The organism is Streptomyces sp. NPDC046876 (genome assembly GCF_040645035.1).
Classification (GTDB): Bacteria; Actinomycetota; Actinomycetes; order Streptomycetales; family Streptomycetaceae; genus Streptomyces.
Window position 1 is genome coordinate 64,505 of record NZ_JBEYXK010000027.1, and the last position, 15,430, is coordinate 79,934.

The following is a 15,430-nucleotide window of genomic DNA, read 5'->3' on the forward strand; positions in this document are numbered from 1 at the left end:
CCGTCACCCTGGTTCCAGGGTGCGCCCGGGGCGGGGGGAGCGCGAGCGGGGCGGGGGCGCTACTGCTGGTCGGGGGCGCTACTGCTGGTCGGGGGCCGAGGGGCGGGGTCACGGTCGACCGGGGTCGGGGAGTGTCCGGGGGCGTCCCGGCCGCCCATTGTCCTTTCGGTGCGGGCCGGCGCGTCAAGGGCGCTCCCTGCGGTCGCGTCGCTTCGCGATGGCCTTCGGCCACCCTTGACCCGCCGTCCCGCCCCGAAATGCCAAAGAGCTGCCGGGAAGCCCCCGAAGGATGGCCAGGGGGTCATGTCCAGCCTCCACCCTCGTCAGAGCGGGCAGTCGGGGTCCCGATGTGCAGAATCTTTCCTCCCAGCATCACCACCTTCGTCGGATGCCGGGCACGCGGGAAGCCGAGCCCCCGGGACCCGAAACAGCCCCTTTCCGGAGCCGAGGGGCTCCAACCTGCACCGGACATCACCGAAACGGCTGCCAGGAGCGGGGAGCGCCCCAAATCGCTACGCGCTCCTCTTTTCTCAGCGTCCGACCGCCGTCCGTGGCTGGTAGCGCACCGGATCGCTACACAGTTCCGCACGTCTCAGCGTCCGACGGCCGTCTGGGGCTGATGGAGTGCATTGCCGGGCAATGGTCGGGAGCGGAAAATGTAGCCGAGTGGTATGCCTCAGGAAGGAGCTTCCGATGGCATGGCGAATCGAGGGGACGTATTTCGAGAACTGCAGTTGCAACATGGTGTGCCCCTGCGCAACCTCCGGCTTCTCGGCTCCTGCGGACTACGAGCGCTGTCAGGTGGTCCTGGCCTTCCACATCGCTTCCGGTCAGGTCGATGACGTCGACGTGAGCGGCCTGACGGTCGCCGTGGTGGCCGACACCCCGCCGCTCATGAGCGAGGGCAACTGGCGCATGGGCATGTTCATGGACGACACGGCCTCGCCGGAGCAGGCCGAGGCGCTCGGTGCGGTCTTCTCCGGTCAGCGAGGCGGCCCGATGGAGGCGCTCGCCCCGATGGTCGGCGAGATGCTCGGGCTGGAGACCGCCCGGATCGAATACGTCGATGACGGCCGACGCCACCAGGTGAGGATCGGCGAAGCGATCGACATGGAGGTCGAGGACTTCGTCTCCCATCTGGACCCGACCGGAAAGGGCGTCAGAGTGAGCGGGGTGGGCTTCCCTGCGGACACCCTCGCGGCCGGGGTCGCGACCAGGTCCCGGGTGAACGCCTTTGGTCTCGCATTCGAAAACGAAGGGAAGAACGCCTTTTCGGCGCCGTTCTCCTGGGCGGCCTGAATGTCGCCACCACTCGGCGCCGTCTGACGGGCCTATAGGCGCGGAGGCTGGTCAGTCGTCGATGAGGAAGGACAGGGACTTCTGGAGGTCAGCGGGCTGGTGGTAATGGAGGCCGGACATTCCCAGGGCGATGGCGGCCTCGACGTTCTCCAGACGATCGTCGATGAACAGGCACCGGGCAGCGGGGACGCCCGCCCGCTCGGCGGCGATCTCGTAGATCACCCGGTCGGGTTTGGCCACGCCCACGCGGGCGCTGCTGACGACGTGGTCGGCCAGGTCCGCCAGGCCCATCGACTCGAGGTCCCGCTCCAGCTCGAGGGTCGCGTTGGTCACCAGGACCAGCGGCATGTGTCTGCGCACCCTGCGGAGCAGGGCCACGACAGCCTCGTCGGCCCAGAACGGGGCATCGGCCAGTGCCCGGCCGAGCTCATACGCGCAGGTCGGCGAGACCCGCCCAGCGAGCGCCGACGCAATGACGCCCACCCATTCCTCTTTGGAGATCTGGCCCCGCAGGAGCGGCAGGTCGACTTCGGGCGCGAAGGCGACCCTCGCCGTGGCGCCCTCGACCAGTCCCGCGGCGCGTTCCAGCTCGGCCAGTGGAGCCGTGTCGTAGAAGCGGATCACGTTGTCGAGGTCGCACAGCACCGCGTCGAAGGGCCGGCTCGATACCCGGAAGACCGTCACCGCCCATGTCTAGCACGTCGGTTACATCGGCCAGCCGGGCCCCAACCTCGGCACCACTGCAGGTAGTAGACCGTGGAGGACGGCCCACGGCGACTGTCTCGCCACAGACGGCCGTCCGACGCTGAGACGTGCCGGACTACGTAGCGATCTGGTGCGCCACCAGCCCCAGACGGCCGTCGGACGCTGAGACGTGCGGGACTGTGTAGCGATCTGGTGCGCCACCAGCCACGGACGGCGGTCGGACGCCGAGAAGAGAGGAGCGCGTAGCGATGTGGGGCGCTCACCGCTCCTGGCGGCAATTTCGCTGATGTCCGGTGCAGGTTGGGGCCCCTCGGCTGCGGAGAGAACCCCTCTTTCGGGCCTTGGGGCTCGGCTTCCCGCATGCCCGATGCGGGGTGGGCATGGCACCTCCTCGGGGGCCGCTTCCGCCCATTGGAACGGGGAGTGAGGTCTCTGACGAGGGAAGGGGCTGGACTTGACCCCTGGCCATCCTTCGGGGGCTTCCCGGCAGCTCTTTGGCATTTCGGGGTGGGACGGCGGGTCAAGGGTGGCCGAAGGCCATCGCGAAGCGACGCGACGAAGGAGCGCCCTTGACGCGCCGGCCCGCACCGAAAGGACAATGGGCGGCCGGGACGCCCCCGGACACCCTCCGACGCCGGTCCACCGTGACCCGGTTCGCCGAAGGCACCGCCCAGCAGGGCTGACCCTGCGCCCCCGCTCCCCCGCCCTTCAGCCCGGGAAGCCGAGGGCCAGGGCGGCGACCACCGGGGCCATGTACACGAGCGGGAAGGGCGTGTGGGCGTACGCGCGGGCCCGTACGACGGTGATGACGGCTCCGGCGAAGTACGCGATGAGCCCGATCGCGGCGAGCAGGCCGATGATCGGCACGGCCAGGCCGACCAGCAGGCCGACGGCGCCGGCGGCCTTGGCCAGGCCGAGCAGGTTCCAGATCTTCCGGGGGACCCCGTACTCGGCGAGCGGCTCGACGACGAACTTGGCCTTGGCGAAGATCGAAGCCCCCGAGAAGCCGGCCATGACAGCGGCGACGACGGTGACGACGGTGGCGGTGGTGGTCATGGGATGTGCTCCTCATCTGGCGGGTCCGTTGTGCTCGTTCACTGGGTTGACCCACCGCACCGCGCCTGTGTGACAGTCCGCCGAAAAGTTTTTTCGGCGGACTGTCACCGAGCTCTGTCACCGAGCTGACGAAGTCCTCCGCCGCCCCGTGAGCCCTCCGCGCCCCCCGCCTACCGTGCACCCCATGGGCAGAGCGACAGCGTCGGCGACGCGGCGAGACCGGCACCGGCCTGGAGTGCGCCGCCCGACCCTGCTCCTCGCGCTGGCCCGCCTGATCAGCCTGGCCGCCCGGGCCTGCCTGCGCTGCTGGCGCGCCGGCGACCCCCAGCCCGACACCGCCCGCATCTGGCCCCTGCGCTAGTCGGCACGTGACCGTGCCTGACCGCACGCCTCAGGCCCACACCGCTTTGACCACGGCGTGACCTGCCGAAGCCGCCCGCCCGTAGAGCCCTCGCAGGCTCCGGTGATGGTCGAGGAGCTCCTGCCTGGCCTGCGCCTCGTCCCAGCCGCGGCGGGTGAACTTGGCGCCGGCGACGTTCCACAGGTCGTCGAAGGAGACAGCCGCAAGGAAGTCGGCCGCCTGTGAGACACCAGGCGGCTCCAGGATCATCAGGGGCGGGTCGGAGGGGTCGGCGTCAGCGCTGTGCGCGACCGGGCGGCCGCCGTAAATCGGCAGTTCCCAGGGTTTGTCGGCGTCTGCATCGAGCACGTCGGCCGCGGCGGCGTAGAGGTCGTTGACGGAGTCCCAGACCTTGTCGATCGAGTCGGCGATACCCGCTGCGTACTCGGCCGGGATCTTGTCCCAAGCCTCGGCCATGAACGCCGTGAGCCAGGTGTGGTCGTCCCGGATCTCGGACTCCGCGACGGCGCGAAGGTGGAGGTGGATGCTCACCGCGACGAATCTCCCCGCTCGGCGGCCCGCCTGTCGGGCCGAACGGACAGAACCTACGTGACGGCACCGACAGCTGAACGCCCCGTTTCTCCTCCCCCCAACCCCAACCCCGACCTCCAACTCCCGCACCCAGCCCGCACCGTGGCCCCGCCCCCACCCGACCACCCAACCCGACCACCCAACCCGACCACCCAACCCGACCCCCACCCCTCACCCCCGCACCCCGACATGCAGAATGACCGTATGTCGATAGCAAATACCCCAAAAACGGCAACGCTCGACGACGCACCGCTCATCAGCGGCACCCTGGCCCGCGCCTTCGACGACGACCCGATGATGCGCTGGTTCTTCCCCGACGCCGCCTCGCGCGAGGCGACGCTCACCCGCTACTTCAGCACCCTCTTCACCCGCCAGTACGGCCTGCACGGCGTCTGCGAGCGCACCGCGGCCTCGGCCGCGTTCTGGGTGCCGCCGGAGGCGCAGGCCAAGGCCGTGCCCGACGCGGAGACCATCCAGGAGCTGATGGACATCCTCGGCGACCGCGCCCCGCTGTTCCGGGACGCCGTCGGGGAGGCCGCCCAGCACACGCCCCAGGAGCCGCACTGGTACCTGGCGCTGATCGGCGCCGACCCGGCCGCCCAGGGCCAGGGCCACGGCGCGGCCCTGCTGCGCTCGGGCCTGGCGAAGGCCGATGCGGCGGGCCTCCCCGCCTACCTGGAGTCCTCCAAGCCGGAGAACCTGCCCTTCTACGAGCACTTCGGCTTCGCCGTGCGCGAGGAGGTGCAGCTCCCGGGCGGCGGCCCGGTCCTGTGGGGCATGTGGCGCGAGCCGCACCGCCCGGCCGACGCAGCCTGAGCCGCCCGGACCAGACCCGGTGCCCGTCCGGGCTCGGCACGGACAGGCCGGGCGGGGTGATGCCCGGTCCGGCCCGTCCGCTCTCTGCTAAAGGTCGAGCTGATGCTGGTGTGTCGTGTGCGTGGGTGTGTAGCCGAGACCGTCGTTGATCTGTCTCATGTGCGTGTTGCTGTCGGCAGTGTCGGTCAGGAGGCCCCCGAGGTCCGGATAGTCCCTGTGGGCCTGTCGGATCGACTCGGCCTTCATCCATCGGCCGAGGCCGTGTCCACGGTGCTCGGGCAGCACACCGGTGCCGTAGTGCTGGCCGTCACCTGCGCCGTTGCCGGGGATCACCAGTTCGGTGAACCCGGCGATCGAGCCGTTGGAGGCGTCGATGGCGACGACGGTGTGCAGGTGGTCGCCGCGCTGTTCGACGGCCTTCGCCGCGGCCCGCAGGCGGTCCACGTCCCAGGTCACGGTGCCGCACTCGGCGTCGTCCATGGGCGTGTCGTCCATGGCGCGGCGTGAGACGGCGAACGTCCGGGCGAGGTCGTCGGGGACGGTTCCCTGCCATGACGTCAGCCGGTAGCCGGGGTGCGGACGCTCGACGATTCCGGCGAGGACGGTGGTGTCCACGTCGGCCATCGCCAGGCGGGTGTACCTGAAGGTGAGGACCTTCCGGAAACCGCGCGCGGCCAGGAAGCGGTCGCCGGGCGATCCGGCCTCTGCCTGCGCGACAACGCAGCGTCGGGCGTTGTCCCGGGCGGTGGCCACGGCGGTGTTGAGGAGCCGGGAGCCGACTCCCTTGCGGCGCTCCGCGGGTTGAACACGGATGTCGAGCTCGGCCAAGTGCTCTTGTCCGCCGTCAAGCAGGCGCAGAAAGGCCGTCCCGGCAGGGATGGAATCCGCGTCCGACGCCAACCAGGCGAGACGCCGGCCGTGCGGCCCGTGAGCGGGGTCGGTCAGTGGGGTGATGCGAAGGGACAAGGTGTCTCCGTCGTGAGGAGGTGGCAAAGGTCGGTACGCGAGCTCAACTCCTGGGCACCCCTGCGCATGTGCTCCACACCTCCTCGTCGACAGCGCCGGTGCACCACTGCAGACGGCCGAGTGAACTTAGCTGGCCGATTGGCTCCTGTGCAACGAGTTGACGAAAGGCGGTGCGCGTGTGCGTTCACAGCGCCGGCCCCTCGGCCACTTCCAATGCCGCCCGCAGCCTCCCGCGCAGGCTGTCCAGCAGGACCCGCGCCGCCGGGCTCGCGGGGCCCGTGGAGCGCCAGGCGAGGGCGATCCGGGCGCGGATGCCGGGCTGGACGATGGTCAGGGCCCGCAGGGGCCCGTCGAAAGCCGAGCCGGCCCCAGCGCTCCCACCCCCGCCCTCTCCCGCCGGCAGCACCGCCACCCCCAGCCCCCGCGCCGCCAGCTGCGCCAGCACCTGCGGCGCGGCCGCCTCGAAGGCGACCCTCGGCCGGAATCCCGCCCGCCCGCACGCCCGCTCCAACGCCGCCCGCACCCCGGTCCCCCGCGGCAGGCAGATCAGCGCCCGGTCGCGCAGCTCCGCCAGCGGCACCCCCGTACGCTCCGCACCGCCGACCCGGTCGAAGAGCGGGTCCCCCGCCGCCGCGACGGCCGCCAGCGGGACGTCGATCACCGTCTCGAAGCTCAGCCCGGCCGGCGCCGCCTCCTCGGTCGGCCCGAGGAGCGCGATGTCGAGCTCCCCGGCCAGCAGCGCGTCCTGCATCCGCTCCGACGCGTCCTCGGTGAGGGCGATCTCCAGCGCCGGATGCGCCTCGTGGAAGTCGGCCAGGAAGGAAGCGATGTCGAACGCGTGGCCCATGGCCCCCGAGACCAGCCCCAGCGAGACCCGCCCGCGCAGCAGCCCCGTGTACGCGTCCGCCGTCTCCCGCACCGCGTCCGCGGCGGCCAGCGCCGCCCGCGCGTACGGCAGCACCGCCCGGCCGGTCTCGGTCAGCGTCACCGACCGGTGCGAACGGTCGAGCAGCGGCTGCCCCAACTCCTTCTCCAACTGCCGTATCTGCGCGCTCAGACCCGGCTGCGCCAGGTGCAGCCGCTCGGCGGCCCGCGTGAAGCCGCCCTCCTCGACGACGGTGACGAAATAGCGCAGCTGCCGGAGTTCCATAACCGCCGATGCTAGGTGGCAGCAGAACCATCTATTGGCCATATGGATCAGCGGCCCGCAGGCTTGATCACATGCAGATCAAGGCCGCCATAGCCGCCGAACGCCGCGAGCTGGCCGACCTCTTCGACGCCCTCCCGGCCGACGACTGGAACGCCCCCAGCCTGTGCGCGGGCTGGACCGTCCGCGAGGTCGTCGCCCACATGTCGATGGGATTCCGGCTCTCCCTCCCCGCCACCCTGGGCGAACTGCTCAAGGCCCGCGGCAGCCTCCACCGCATGACCGACCGCGTCGCCCGCCGCGACGCCGCCGCCCACTCCACCGCCGAGCTCGGCGCCTTCCTCCGCGACAACGCCCACCACCCCTGGACTCCGCCGGTCGGCGGACTCCCGGCCGCCCTCGGCCACGACGTGGTCCACGGCCTGGACGTCACCACCGCCCTCGGGCTCGACCGGCGCGTCCCGACCGACCGGCTGCGCATCCTGCTCGACGCGATCCGGCCCCGCGGCCTGAGGTTCTTCGGCGTCGACCTCACCGGCGTACGGCTGTGCGCCGAGGACATGGACTGGTCGTACGGGGCCGGGGCGGCGCCCGTGTACGGAGCCGCCCAGGACCTCCTCCTGCTCGCCTTCGGCCGCCGTCTGCCGCCCGGCCGCCTCGGCGGCGACGCGGCCGGCCGCTTCACAGGGCGGTGACGGCCGTGCGCTCCCGCCCCCGACCCCTGCTGGGCCTCGCCCTCTTCTCCACCGGCCTGCTGGCCGGCGCCTTCGGCTACGGCGCCGCCAACCTGGTTCCGACCTTCAACGCGGTGCCGATCGAGATGCGGCTCGACTTCCACGCCGAGCTGATGAAGATGAACGGCATCACCATGCAGGCCACCATGGCGGCCTCGGCCCTCAGCTCCCTCGCCCTGGCCGCCTCGGTACGCGGCCGGGCCCGCCGCCTGGCCGGGGCGGCCGGGCTGCTGACGGTGGCCTCGTTCCTGATCACGCGGTTCGGGAACGTCCCGATCAACGGCCGCATCAAGCAGTGGGCCGCCACCTCGCCGCCGCCCGGATACGCGGAGGTCCTGCGCCGCTGGGAGCTCTTCAACGACGCCCGCACCGCCACCGCCGCCCTCGCCTTCGGGCTGCTCATCACCCTGGCCCTCCGGCGGTCATCCGGCGAACTCGCACCACACCACCTTTCCCGGTACGCGCAGCCCGACGCCCCAGCGGTCGGCCACCGCCGCCACCAGTAGCAGGCCCCGGCCGCCGGGCGCGTCCGCGTCGCGGTTCTCGATGCGCGGCCGGCCGCCCCCGCTGTCGTGCACCTCGATCCGGACCGCCCCGTCGAAGCGGAGCAGCCGCAGCAGGTACCCGCGGCCGGGCGGCACGCCGTGGAGCAGGGCGTTGGTGGCCAGCTCGCTCACGCAGAGCGACATGTCGTCGAGGCGTGATGTGACACCCCACGCGTGCAGTGTCACTGCGGTGAACTCCCTGGCTGCCGCCACCGTTTGGTGACTTCGGGCATACAAACGCTCCCGCAACAGGGCGGGTTGAATATCAACGTTCACGGGACGATCGTCGCCGTCTGTGACTAGCGTGAAGCAGTACGCAAACCCGTACCGGCAATTCAGTACGGGTTGGGTACGGCTAGTTCGCCCATGCAGGCGGGGAGTTCACGTTCATGCCACCAAGGAAGCGGGCGCGGCCCAACTCGACAGCGATGAAGATGGTCGGCGAGCAGGTCGCCACCGGTCGCGTCGCCAAAGGACTGACACAGAGGGAACTCGGCAAACGGGTCGGAATAGGGGAAGAGAGCGTTGCCTCCATCGAGCAGGGCAGGAGGCCGCTGATGCCGGATGTCGCCGAGCTGATGGACCGGGAGCTGGGACTGCCCGGCCTACTGACGGTGGCGGCTCACAAGATGCCTCAGGTCGACGTGATCCCGCCGTGGGCAGAGCCACTGATCAACCTGGAGCAGAAGGCGCAGACCCTGTCCTCGTACCAGAACCAGGTCGTACCTGGCCTGCTCCAGACCCCGGCCTATGCGGACGCCGTGTTCCGCAGCCGGATACCGCTCTATGCGGCGGACGAGATCAGGGCTCAGACGACAGCTCGCATCGAGCGACAGTCGGCCCTGCACCGCGAGCAGCCGCTGCTGGCCAGCTTTGTGATCTGGGAGCCGGTCCTCAAGTGCCCGATCGGGGGCCGAGACGTGCTACGTGAGCAACTAAGGCATCTGTTGGTGTGCTCGGAGCTGCCAGGGGTGACGATCCAGGTGATGCCCATGGACCGGACGACGCATCCCGCTCTGGACGGCCCGTTCGTCCTGTTGCAGACCCCGGACCACCAGCACATCGCATATCTCGAAACGCAGCGCGGCAGCCTGGTCGTCTCCTATCCCGACGAGGTCAGCATCCTTGCCATGAAGTATGCGATGCTGCGGACACAGTCCCTCAACCCCGAAGAAACCAGGGACCTGTTGAACCGGCTGCTAGGAGATCCATGAGCACCGAACTCACGTGGTTCAAGTCCAGCTACAGCGGCAGCGAGGGCGGCGACTGTCTTGAGGTCGCGATCGCCTGGCGGAAGTCGACATACAGCAGCGACGAGGGCGGCGCCTGCGTCGAGGTGGCCGCCTGCCCGTGCGCCCACAAGATCCACGTCCGGGACTCCAAGGTCCCCGACGGCCCCACCCTCACCCTCGCGCCCGCAAGCTGGGCGCAGCTGACCGGCTGGGTCGGCGCCTAGGCACGGCGCGCCAGACCCCGCCTGACCAGGGCCGCCACCCCACCCGGGGGCGGCCCTTCCCCATGCCCGGCTCCGCCACCCAGGTGATTCTGTCGGGGATCTTGATGAATTCGCGTGACGCGATCCCCGGCGCCCCCGGGCCGTCCCCGCCGCGGTGCCACAGTCCTCTCGCACACAGCGCAGGCAGCGCCGGAAGGAGAGGGATGAGCAGAGCCAGACACCAGGTGGGCGGCGCGTGGTGAGCCCCCGGAGCCAACGTCGACACCCCCGCCCGCGGCGCCTCCTGGCCGCCCTCACCGGCATGCTCCTCGTGCTGTCGGCCTTCGTCGGTGTCTCGGCCCTCGGCGTCGTAGGGGTGGTCGGAGCCGCCACCCCCGCCCACGCCGGCACCGACCGCGGGCTCGGGAACGTCGGGAACGAGCCGCACAACGCCACCGTGAACCCCCGGCGGCCGAGCCAGGTCGCGGTGATGCAGGGATGCACCATCCGCATCGACCTGAACTACGGCAAGGACAACTTCCCGATCAGACGGAACTCGACCGTCCCGTGCTTCGGAGATCCCTCCCTCGCCTTCGACTCGCAGGGCCGGCTCTTCGTCGCCCACCTCTCGACGAACTTCAACACCGCCCCCCGCTTCGGCGTGGGCGTGGCCCGCATCAACGACACGACGACCCCCGGCACGCAGACGTACACCGCGACCCAGGTCAGCGGGAACAGCACCTCCAACCACGACAAGCCGTGGCTGGTGGCCGACGCGAACCCCTCCAGCCCCTACCGGGACAACCTGTACCTGGCCTGGACGCACCTCGCGTCCCCCTGGCAGGTCCAGTTCTCCCGTCTCACCAGCGGCGCGATGGCCTGGTCCGCGCCCGCCGGGCTGTCCGCGGCCGGTGAGGGCAACGTGTGGCCCTCGCACGCCGCCGTCGGGCCGAACGGCGACGTGTACGTGGCGTACCACGCCAACCTCTGCAACGAGGGCGCCGACGGCAACGCCAACCAGGGCTCCGTCCAGCTGCTGCGCGACGGCTCCGGCGGGGCGAACTTCGCAGCCGGCACCGTCGAGCAGAAGACGGCGGCGTTCACGAACGGCCAGGCCACCGTCACCTGCAACGTGCAGGACACCCCGGGCGGCGACGTCCCCGGCACCGACTTCTGGCTCCAGGGCAGCATGCAGCCGTGGATCCTGCCCGACCCGGCCCGCCCGGGCAACGTGTACGTGGTCACCAACGACGACCCGAACAACAACTTCGGCAACGGCGACGACGCCGACGTCGTCATCGCCCGCTCCACGGACAACGGCCAGACCTTCACCCGCGGCCGCGTCGACCACGGGCCGGGCCAGACCTTCGCCGTGATGCCGACCGCGCACATCGACCAGGACGGCAACGCCGTCGTCACCTGGTACGACAACCGCTCCGGCCGGACCAACAACGGCACCGGCCCCAACGGCAGCAACGACTTCCTGCTGGAGCTGTACGGGACCACCAGCCGGGACGGCGGCCAGAGCTGGTCGCAGGACTTCCGGGTCGGCGACGCCCCGTTCGACCCGGACCTGAACGCCCCCTGCCGGTTCTCCTGCGCCACCGGGTCGACGAACCAGACCCTGCGGATCGGCGAGTACAACGGCCTGTGGACGGTCGACGGGATCGGCTACGCGACCTGGACCGGCAACACCACCCCGCCCACCGCGACCGCTCCGGCGCAGGGCGCGCAGACCACGTACTTCGACGTGTTCTCCACCCTCGGGGCCTTCCCCGACGCCCTGGAGCCGAACGAGTCGGCCGACACGGCGGTGGCCGCGGCCCTCGGCTCGGACGACCGGTTCAACCGGCCCCGCCTCACCCTGCACTCCGCCACCGACGTGGACTTCTTCCGGATCGAGCCCCGCCACACCGGGCACGTCACCGCCGAGATCGCGTTCAACGAGGTGGTCTCCGGGCTGATCGTGCGCGCGTACGACAAGTACGGCAACAAGGTGGCCACCGGGACGACCGCGACCGTCCGCGCCGGCAGCTCGACGAGCCGGCTGGCGATCCCGGTCGTGCAGGACGAACCGTACTTCCTCGCGGTCAGCGACAGCGGTGTGGCCGACCCGACGCGGCCGGGCGACGCCGCGCCGACCGCACCGCCGCAGGCCGTGTACGACCTGGCCGTGGCGAACCGGGCGGCGCCCGAGCCGTTCGGCCTGGACCTCAAGCGGGAGTCGGACTCGGGCCGCTTCGACAACGACGACGTCACCCGCATCGCCGGACCGGACCTGTTCCTGCGCGTGGACGACGCCGAGCTGCGCGCCGCCGGCATCGCGCTGTCGCCGCAGAACTCCACGCCGTCCCTCGCGGACGACGCGCCGGGCTTCAAGGTGGCCGTGGAGCGCGACGGGCAGCGCGTCGGCTTCGCCCAGCCGGTCGACCCGGTGGCGCGACCGGGGCTGTACCAGGTCCACCTGGACCCGGTCCTGGCCGAGGGCGAGAACCTGATCACCGCCGAGGTGGTCGTCGTCGACCCGTCCGACGACCCGGGAGTCCCCGGCACCGGCCACACCGTCGGCTCGGGCCCGGAGAGCGCGCACCGCCTGCTCGTCCAGCTCGACACGACCGCCCCGGCCGCGCCGGGCGCCGCGCCGGACCTGCTGGCTTCGAGCGACTCCGGCGGCAACGACACCGACGACATCACCACCGTCGACAAGCCGGCCTTCCAGGGCTCGCAGGTCGAGCCGAACACCGTCGTCCGGCTGCTGGCCACGCCGGCGAAGGGCAGCGCGGCCGTGGTCGGCAAGGACACCGTCACCCCCGAGGGCGACTACGAGGTCGTCAGCGCGGCCCTGCGCGACGGCAGGTACGGCTTCGCGGTGCGGCTGGAGGACCTGGCGGGCAACGTGAGCGGGCCCTCCCCCTCCCTGAAGGTCACCATCGCCAAGCACGCCCTGCACCTCACGGGCGCCACGTCGGACGTGCTGGTCGACATCGCGGCGGGCCGGGTGACCGGCTACCCCGGCATCCCGGGCGGCTACGTCGGCATCCTCGGCATCCCGCTGGTGGACCTCGACGCGAACGGGCACGGCGTGGCGGTGCGCGGCGGGGCCCGCGACGACCACCTGACGTTCACCCCGACGGGCGTGGACAGCGGCCGGCTGACCCGCACGAGCTACGCCCAAACGCTCGCCTTCTCGCACGTCAAGGGCGATGTGGCGGTCAACACCGACGCCGGCGACGACGAGGTGGCCATCGTGGGCACCAACCGGGGCGACGTGATCCGGGGCGTGGTGGACACCTTCACCACCCTGCGGGTGGAGGCGCTGCCGCTGGGCGTGCGCGGCCCCGCGAAGCTCCAGGCGCTGCTGGGCCTGCGCGTCACGACGGGGCAGACCGAGCGGATCGGCGTCCTGGCCCGCGGCGGGCAGGACCGGGTGGAGATCACGGCCCACGACACGGTCAGCGCGCAGCTGGCCGTCGACGGCGGCCCGCCGACCGGGGTCGAGGCCGCGAAGGGCGACGAGCTGATCCTGCGGAGCGCCTCGCCGAACGCGGAGATGCACGAGAGCCGGGCCGAGTCGGGCACGGGTACGGCGCTGATCGCGTACCCCGGGTCGACGCACGCGCGGACGAGCATCGACTTCACGGACATCGAGTCCCTCGCCCTGGACCCCGACCGACCGCACGGCAAGGAGGACAAGACCGCCAAGGCCTCCAAGGTCGCCGAGCAGCCGGCCAAGCCGTAGGCAGCGCAGCACCCGCACGGGAAGCCTCCGCCCCCTCCCCCGGGGGAGGCGGGGGCTTCCCCATGTGCTCCCGCCATTGTGGCGCGCCCGGCGCCAGAACTGAAACGAATTTCTAGAAAATCATTCGGGCCTGAGGGAGCGCCAGATCACATCCGGCAGGAGCCGCGCCGCCTGTTCCAGGTCCAGCTCGTACGTGCTGGACAACCAGCGCCGGGCCGCCTCCGCGACCGGGCCCATGACCATGACCTCGACCAGGGGTCCGGGCAGCGGGACGATCTCGCCCTTCGCCATCCGCGCGCCCATCCAGCCGATGATCGCGGCGAGTTGCTCCTCCTTGGCCGCGCGGATCTCCTCGGCGTGGACGGCCAGGTAGCCGGAGTACGCCGAGGCGTGCAGGAAGAGGGCGGCGTCCCGCTGCTCCCGGGTGAACTTCAGGTAGGCGCCCACCAGCGCCTTCACCCCGGTACGGGCGGTGCGGGCCCGCGTGACGGCCGCCGTCAGATCGGCGAACAGCCGCCCCATGCACCGCGTGTACAGGGCGGCAGCGAGCCCGTCGAAACTGCCGAAGTGGTGGTACAGGCTTCCGAGGCTGACGCCGCTGGCAGCGGTAACGGCATTGACGGTGAAGCCCTGTTGGCCGGACTCGGCGTACACGCGCAAGGCGGTGGCCAGAAGGACTTCCACGGTGGCCTCGCCACGCTGCTGCTTCGCCATGCGGTCAGCCTAGAGCAGCACGAAAGCGGCGGAACCCTCCCGGACCGTGCCGGATCCGCCCAATGCGACTTCTACCGGGCCCGGTTGAGCCAGCCGGCGACCTCGGTGGCCCAGTAGGTGAGGATGGTGTCCGCGCCGGCCCGCTTGATGCCGGTCAGGGTCTCCAGGATGGCCCGGTCCCGCTCCACCCAGCCCTTCTCGGCGGCCGCCTCGATCATCGCGTACTCGCCGGAGATCTGGTACGCGGCCACCGGCACGTCCACGGCCTGCGCGACGCGGTAGAGGATGTCCAGGTAGGGGCCGGCCGGCTTGACCATCACCATGTCGGCGCCCTCCTCCAGGTCGAGCGCGAGCTCGCGCAGCGACTCGCGGGCGTTCGCCGGGTCCTGCTGGTACGTCTTGCGGTCGCCCTGGAGGCTGGAGGCGACGGCCTCGCGGAACGGCCCGTAGAACGCCGACGAATACTTCGCCGTGTAGGCGAGGATGGACACGTCCTCGTGGCCGGTCTCGTCGAGGGCGTCGCGGATGACGCCGACCTGGCCGTCCATCATGCCGCTGGGGCCGACCACGTGCACGCCTGCATCGGCCTGCACCTGCGCCATCTCGGCGTACCGCTCGAGGGTGGCGTCGTTGTCGACGCGCCCCTGGGCATCAAGCACGCCACAGTGCCCGTGGTCGGTGTACTCGTCCAGACACAGGTCGGACATGATGACGAGGTCGTCGCCGACCTCCGCCTTCACGTCGCGGATGGCGACCTGGAGGATCCCGTCGGGCTCGGTGCCGGCCGTACCCAGCGCGTCCTTGTTCTCGTCCGCCGGGACACCGAACAGCATGATCCCCGCCACGCCCGCCTCGACGGCCTCCACGGCGGCCTTGCGCAGGGTGTCCCGGGTGTGCTGGACCACGCCCGGCATGGCGGAGATCGCCAGCGGCTCGGTGATCCCCTCCCGGACGAACGCCGGGAGGATCAGGTCCGAGGGGTGCAGACGGGTCTCCGCGACCATCCGCCGCATGGCCGGGGTGGTGCGCAGCCGGCGGGGCCGCGAGCCGGGAAAGGATCCGTACGCGCTCATCTTTGGTCGCCTCTTCTCGACAGCAGTCCCCCCAGCCTAGGCCCTGGCCGGGCGTTGAACGGGAGCCGCCTGCCCTCCGCCGCCTTCCGAAGCCGGGGCTCGGCCACCCAGCCCCGCCGGGGGTCCGGCAACTCCAGCCTCGCCGGCGATTGAGGCGCGGGGTCTGGGGCGGAGCCCCAGAAACCCAGCCGGCTCCGCCGCCACCTGAGCCGGGAGTCCGCCGAGAGGGTATATGCCGAGTTGGACGAGCCCAGGCGGACGTCGCCGAAC

Annotated in this window: 16 protein-coding genes; 8 read left to right on the plus strand and 8 right to left on the minus strand. The window is 71.3% G+C overall.

The window, feature by feature from the left end:
- The first annotated feature begins 693 nt into the window (after positions 1–693).
- Complete coding sequence (locus ABZ924_RS17350; RefSeq protein ID WP_361909787.1) at positions 694–1,299, plus strand: DUF1326 domain-containing protein; 606 nt, start codon at positions 694–696, stop codon at positions 1,297–1,299.
- Positions 1,300–1,350: 51 nt separating this feature from the next.
- Here ABZ924_RS17350 and ABZ924_RS17355 read toward each other — a convergent pair whose 3' ends face one another.
- Together ABZ924_RS17355 and ABZ924_RS17360 are read right to left on the minus strand one after the other, a co-directional pair.
- Positions 1,351–1,983 carry an HAD-IA family hydrolase gene (locus ABZ924_RS17355; protein WP_361909789.1) on the minus strand — a complete coding sequence of 211 codons (633 nt, stop codon included), beginning with the start codon at positions 1,981–1,983 and terminating at the stop codon, positions 1,351–1,353.
- A 729-nt stretch (positions 1,984–2,712) separates the two neighbouring features.
- Positions 2,713–3,060: a DoxX family protein gene (locus ABZ924_RS17360; protein ID WP_361909792.1), complete on the minus strand. Its 348-nt coding sequence runs from the start codon at positions 3,058–3,060 to the stop codon at positions 2,713–2,715.
- A 184-nt stretch (positions 3,061–3,244) separates the two neighbouring features.
- Between ABZ924_RS17360 and ABZ924_RS17365 the strand changes: the two genes are divergently transcribed.
- Positions 3,245–3,421, plus strand: a complete 177-nt coding sequence (locus ABZ924_RS17365; protein ID WP_361909795.1) for a hypothetical protein — start codon at positions 3,245–3,247, stop codon at positions 3,419–3,421.
- Positions 3,422–3,451: 30 nt separating this feature from the next.
- Here the strand turns inward: ABZ924_RS17365 and ABZ924_RS17370 are convergent, their stop codons facing one another.
- On the minus strand, positions 3,452–3,952 hold the full coding sequence (locus tag ABZ924_RS17370; RefSeq protein WP_361909798.1) for a DUF1877 family protein: 501 nt from the start codon (positions 3,950–3,952) through the stop codon (positions 3,452–3,454).
- Between the two features lie 243 nt (positions 3,953–4,195).
- Between ABZ924_RS17370 and ABZ924_RS17375 the strand changes: the two genes are divergently transcribed.
- Entirely contained in the window at positions 4,196–4,807 is a 612-nt protein-coding gene (locus ABZ924_RS17375; protein ID WP_361909801.1) for a GNAT family N-acetyltransferase, read from the plus strand.
- A gap of 87 nt (positions 4,808–4,894) precedes the next feature.
- Here ABZ924_RS17375 and ABZ924_RS17380 read toward each other — a convergent pair whose 3' ends face one another.
- The gene (locus ABZ924_RS17380) at positions 4,895–5,773 is read right to left on the minus strand and encodes a GNAT family N-acetyltransferase (protein WP_361909804.1); all 879 of its coding nucleotides are present in this window, start codon (positions 5,771–5,773) and stop codon (positions 4,895–4,897) included.
- A 184-nt stretch (positions 5,774–5,957) separates the two neighbouring features.
- On the minus strand, positions 5,958–6,923 hold the full coding sequence (locus tag ABZ924_RS17385) for a LysR family transcriptional regulator (RefSeq protein WP_361909807.1): 966 nt from the start codon (positions 6,921–6,923) through the stop codon (positions 5,958–5,960).
- A 71-nt stretch (positions 6,924–6,994) separates the two neighbouring features.
- Here ABZ924_RS17385 and ABZ924_RS17390 point away from each other — a divergent pair, with 71 nt between their 5' ends.
- Together ABZ924_RS17390 and ABZ924_RS17395 are read left to right on the plus strand one after the other, a co-directional pair.
- Positions 6,995–7,615: a maleylpyruvate isomerase family mycothiol-dependent enzyme gene (locus tag ABZ924_RS17390; RefSeq protein WP_361909810.1), complete on the plus strand. Its 621-nt coding sequence runs from the start codon at positions 6,995–6,997 to the stop codon at positions 7,613–7,615.
- Between the two features lie 5 nt (positions 7,616–7,620).
- Positions 7,621–8,160, plus strand: a complete 540-nt coding sequence (locus ABZ924_RS17395) for a DUF1772 domain-containing protein (protein WP_361909813.1) — start codon at positions 7,621–7,623, stop codon at positions 8,158–8,160.
- Here the strand turns inward: ABZ924_RS17395 and ABZ924_RS17400 are convergent.
- Complete coding sequence (locus ABZ924_RS17400; protein WP_361909816.1) at positions 8,077–8,385, minus strand: ATP-binding protein; 309 nt, start codon at positions 8,383–8,385, stop codon at positions 8,077–8,079. The two genes, ABZ924_RS17395 and ABZ924_RS17400, sit on opposite strands and share 84 nt — an antisense overlap.
- A gap of 242 nt (positions 8,386–8,627) precedes the next feature.
- On the opposite strand from ABZ924_RS17400, the gene ABZ924_RS17405 reads away from it, so the two are divergent.
- The 3 genes from ABZ924_RS17405 to ABZ924_RS17415 all read left to right on the plus strand — a co-directional run bounded on the left by ABZ924_RS17405 (position 8,628) and on the right by ABZ924_RS17415 (position 13,373).
- A complete protein-coding gene (locus ABZ924_RS17405; protein ID WP_361909819.1) occupies positions 8,628–9,413 on the plus strand; it encodes a helix-turn-helix transcriptional regulator in 786 nt (261 codons plus the stop codon).
- Positions 9,410–9,655, plus strand: coding sequence for a DUF397 domain-containing protein (locus tag ABZ924_RS17410; protein WP_361909822.1), 246 nt, complete (start codon positions 9,410–9,412; stop codon positions 9,653–9,655). The genes ABZ924_RS17405 and ABZ924_RS17410 overlap by 4 nt, the downstream gene beginning before the upstream one ends.
- 301 nt (positions 9,656–9,956) lie before the next feature.
- Positions 9,957–13,373, plus strand: coding sequence for an Ig-like domain-containing protein (locus ABZ924_RS17415; RefSeq protein WP_361909825.1), 3,417 nt, complete (start codon positions 9,957–9,959; stop codon positions 13,371–13,373).
- Between the two features lie 120 nt (positions 13,374–13,493).
- On the opposite strand, the gene ABZ924_RS17420 is transcribed toward ABZ924_RS17415, so the two are convergent.
- Together ABZ924_RS17420 and hemB are read right to left on the minus strand one after the other, a co-directional pair.
- Positions 13,494–14,087: a TetR/AcrR family transcriptional regulator gene (locus tag ABZ924_RS17420; RefSeq protein WP_361909827.1), complete on the minus strand. Its 594-nt coding sequence runs from the start codon at positions 14,085–14,087 to the stop codon at positions 13,494–13,496.
- Between the two features lie 71 nt (positions 14,088–14,158).
- A complete protein-coding gene (hemB, locus tag ABZ924_RS17425; RefSeq protein ID WP_361909830.1) occupies positions 14,159–15,160 on the minus strand; it encodes a porphobilinogen synthase in 1,002 nt (333 codons plus the stop codon).
- Positions 15,161–15,430: the final 270 nt, after the last annotated feature.

Bases quoted from the DNA above. Each gene is read 5' to 3' on its own strand.
- ABZ924_RS17350 (WP_361909787.1), top strand. From the start codon at position 694: ATGGCATGGCGAATCGAGGGGACGTATTTCGAGAACTGCAGTTGCAAC.
- ABZ924_RS17360 (WP_361909792.1), bottom strand. From the start codon at position 3,060: ATGACCACCACCGCCACCGTCGTCACCGTCGTCGCCGCTGTCATGGCC.
- ABZ924_RS17365 (WP_361909795.1), top strand. From the start codon at position 3,245: ATGGGCAGAGCGACAGCGTCGGCGACGCGGCGAGACCGGCACCGGCCT.
- ABZ924_RS17375 (WP_361909801.1), top strand. From the start codon at position 4,196: ATGTCGATAGCAAATACCCCAAAAACGGCAACGCTCGACGACGCACCG.
- ABZ924_RS17385 (WP_361909807.1), bottom strand. From the start codon at position 6,923: ATGGAACTCCGGCAGCTGCGCTATTTCGTCACCGTCGTCGAGGAGGGC.
- ABZ924_RS17390 (WP_361909810.1), top strand. From the start codon at position 6,995: ATGCAGATCAAGGCCGCCATAGCCGCCGAACGCCGCGAGCTGGCCGAC.
- ABZ924_RS17405 (WP_361909819.1), top strand. From the start codon at position 8,628: ATGAAGATGGTCGGCGAGCAGGTCGCCACCGGTCGCGTCGCCAAAGGA.
- ABZ924_RS17410 (WP_361909822.1), top strand. From the start codon at position 9,410: ATGAGCACCGAACTCACGTGGTTCAAGTCCAGCTACAGCGGCAGCGAG.
- ABZ924_RS17415 (WP_361909825.1), top strand. From the start codon at position 9,957: ATGCTCCTCGTGCTGTCGGCCTTCGTCGGTGTCTCGGCCCTCGGCGTC.
- ABZ924_RS17420 (WP_361909827.1), bottom strand. From the start codon at position 14,087: ATGGCGAAGCAGCAGCGTGGCGAGGCCACCGTGGAAGTCCTTCTGGCC.
- hemB (WP_361909830.1), bottom strand. From the start codon at position 15,160: ATGAGCGCGTACGGATCCTTTCCCGGCTCGCGGCCCCGCCGGCTGCGC.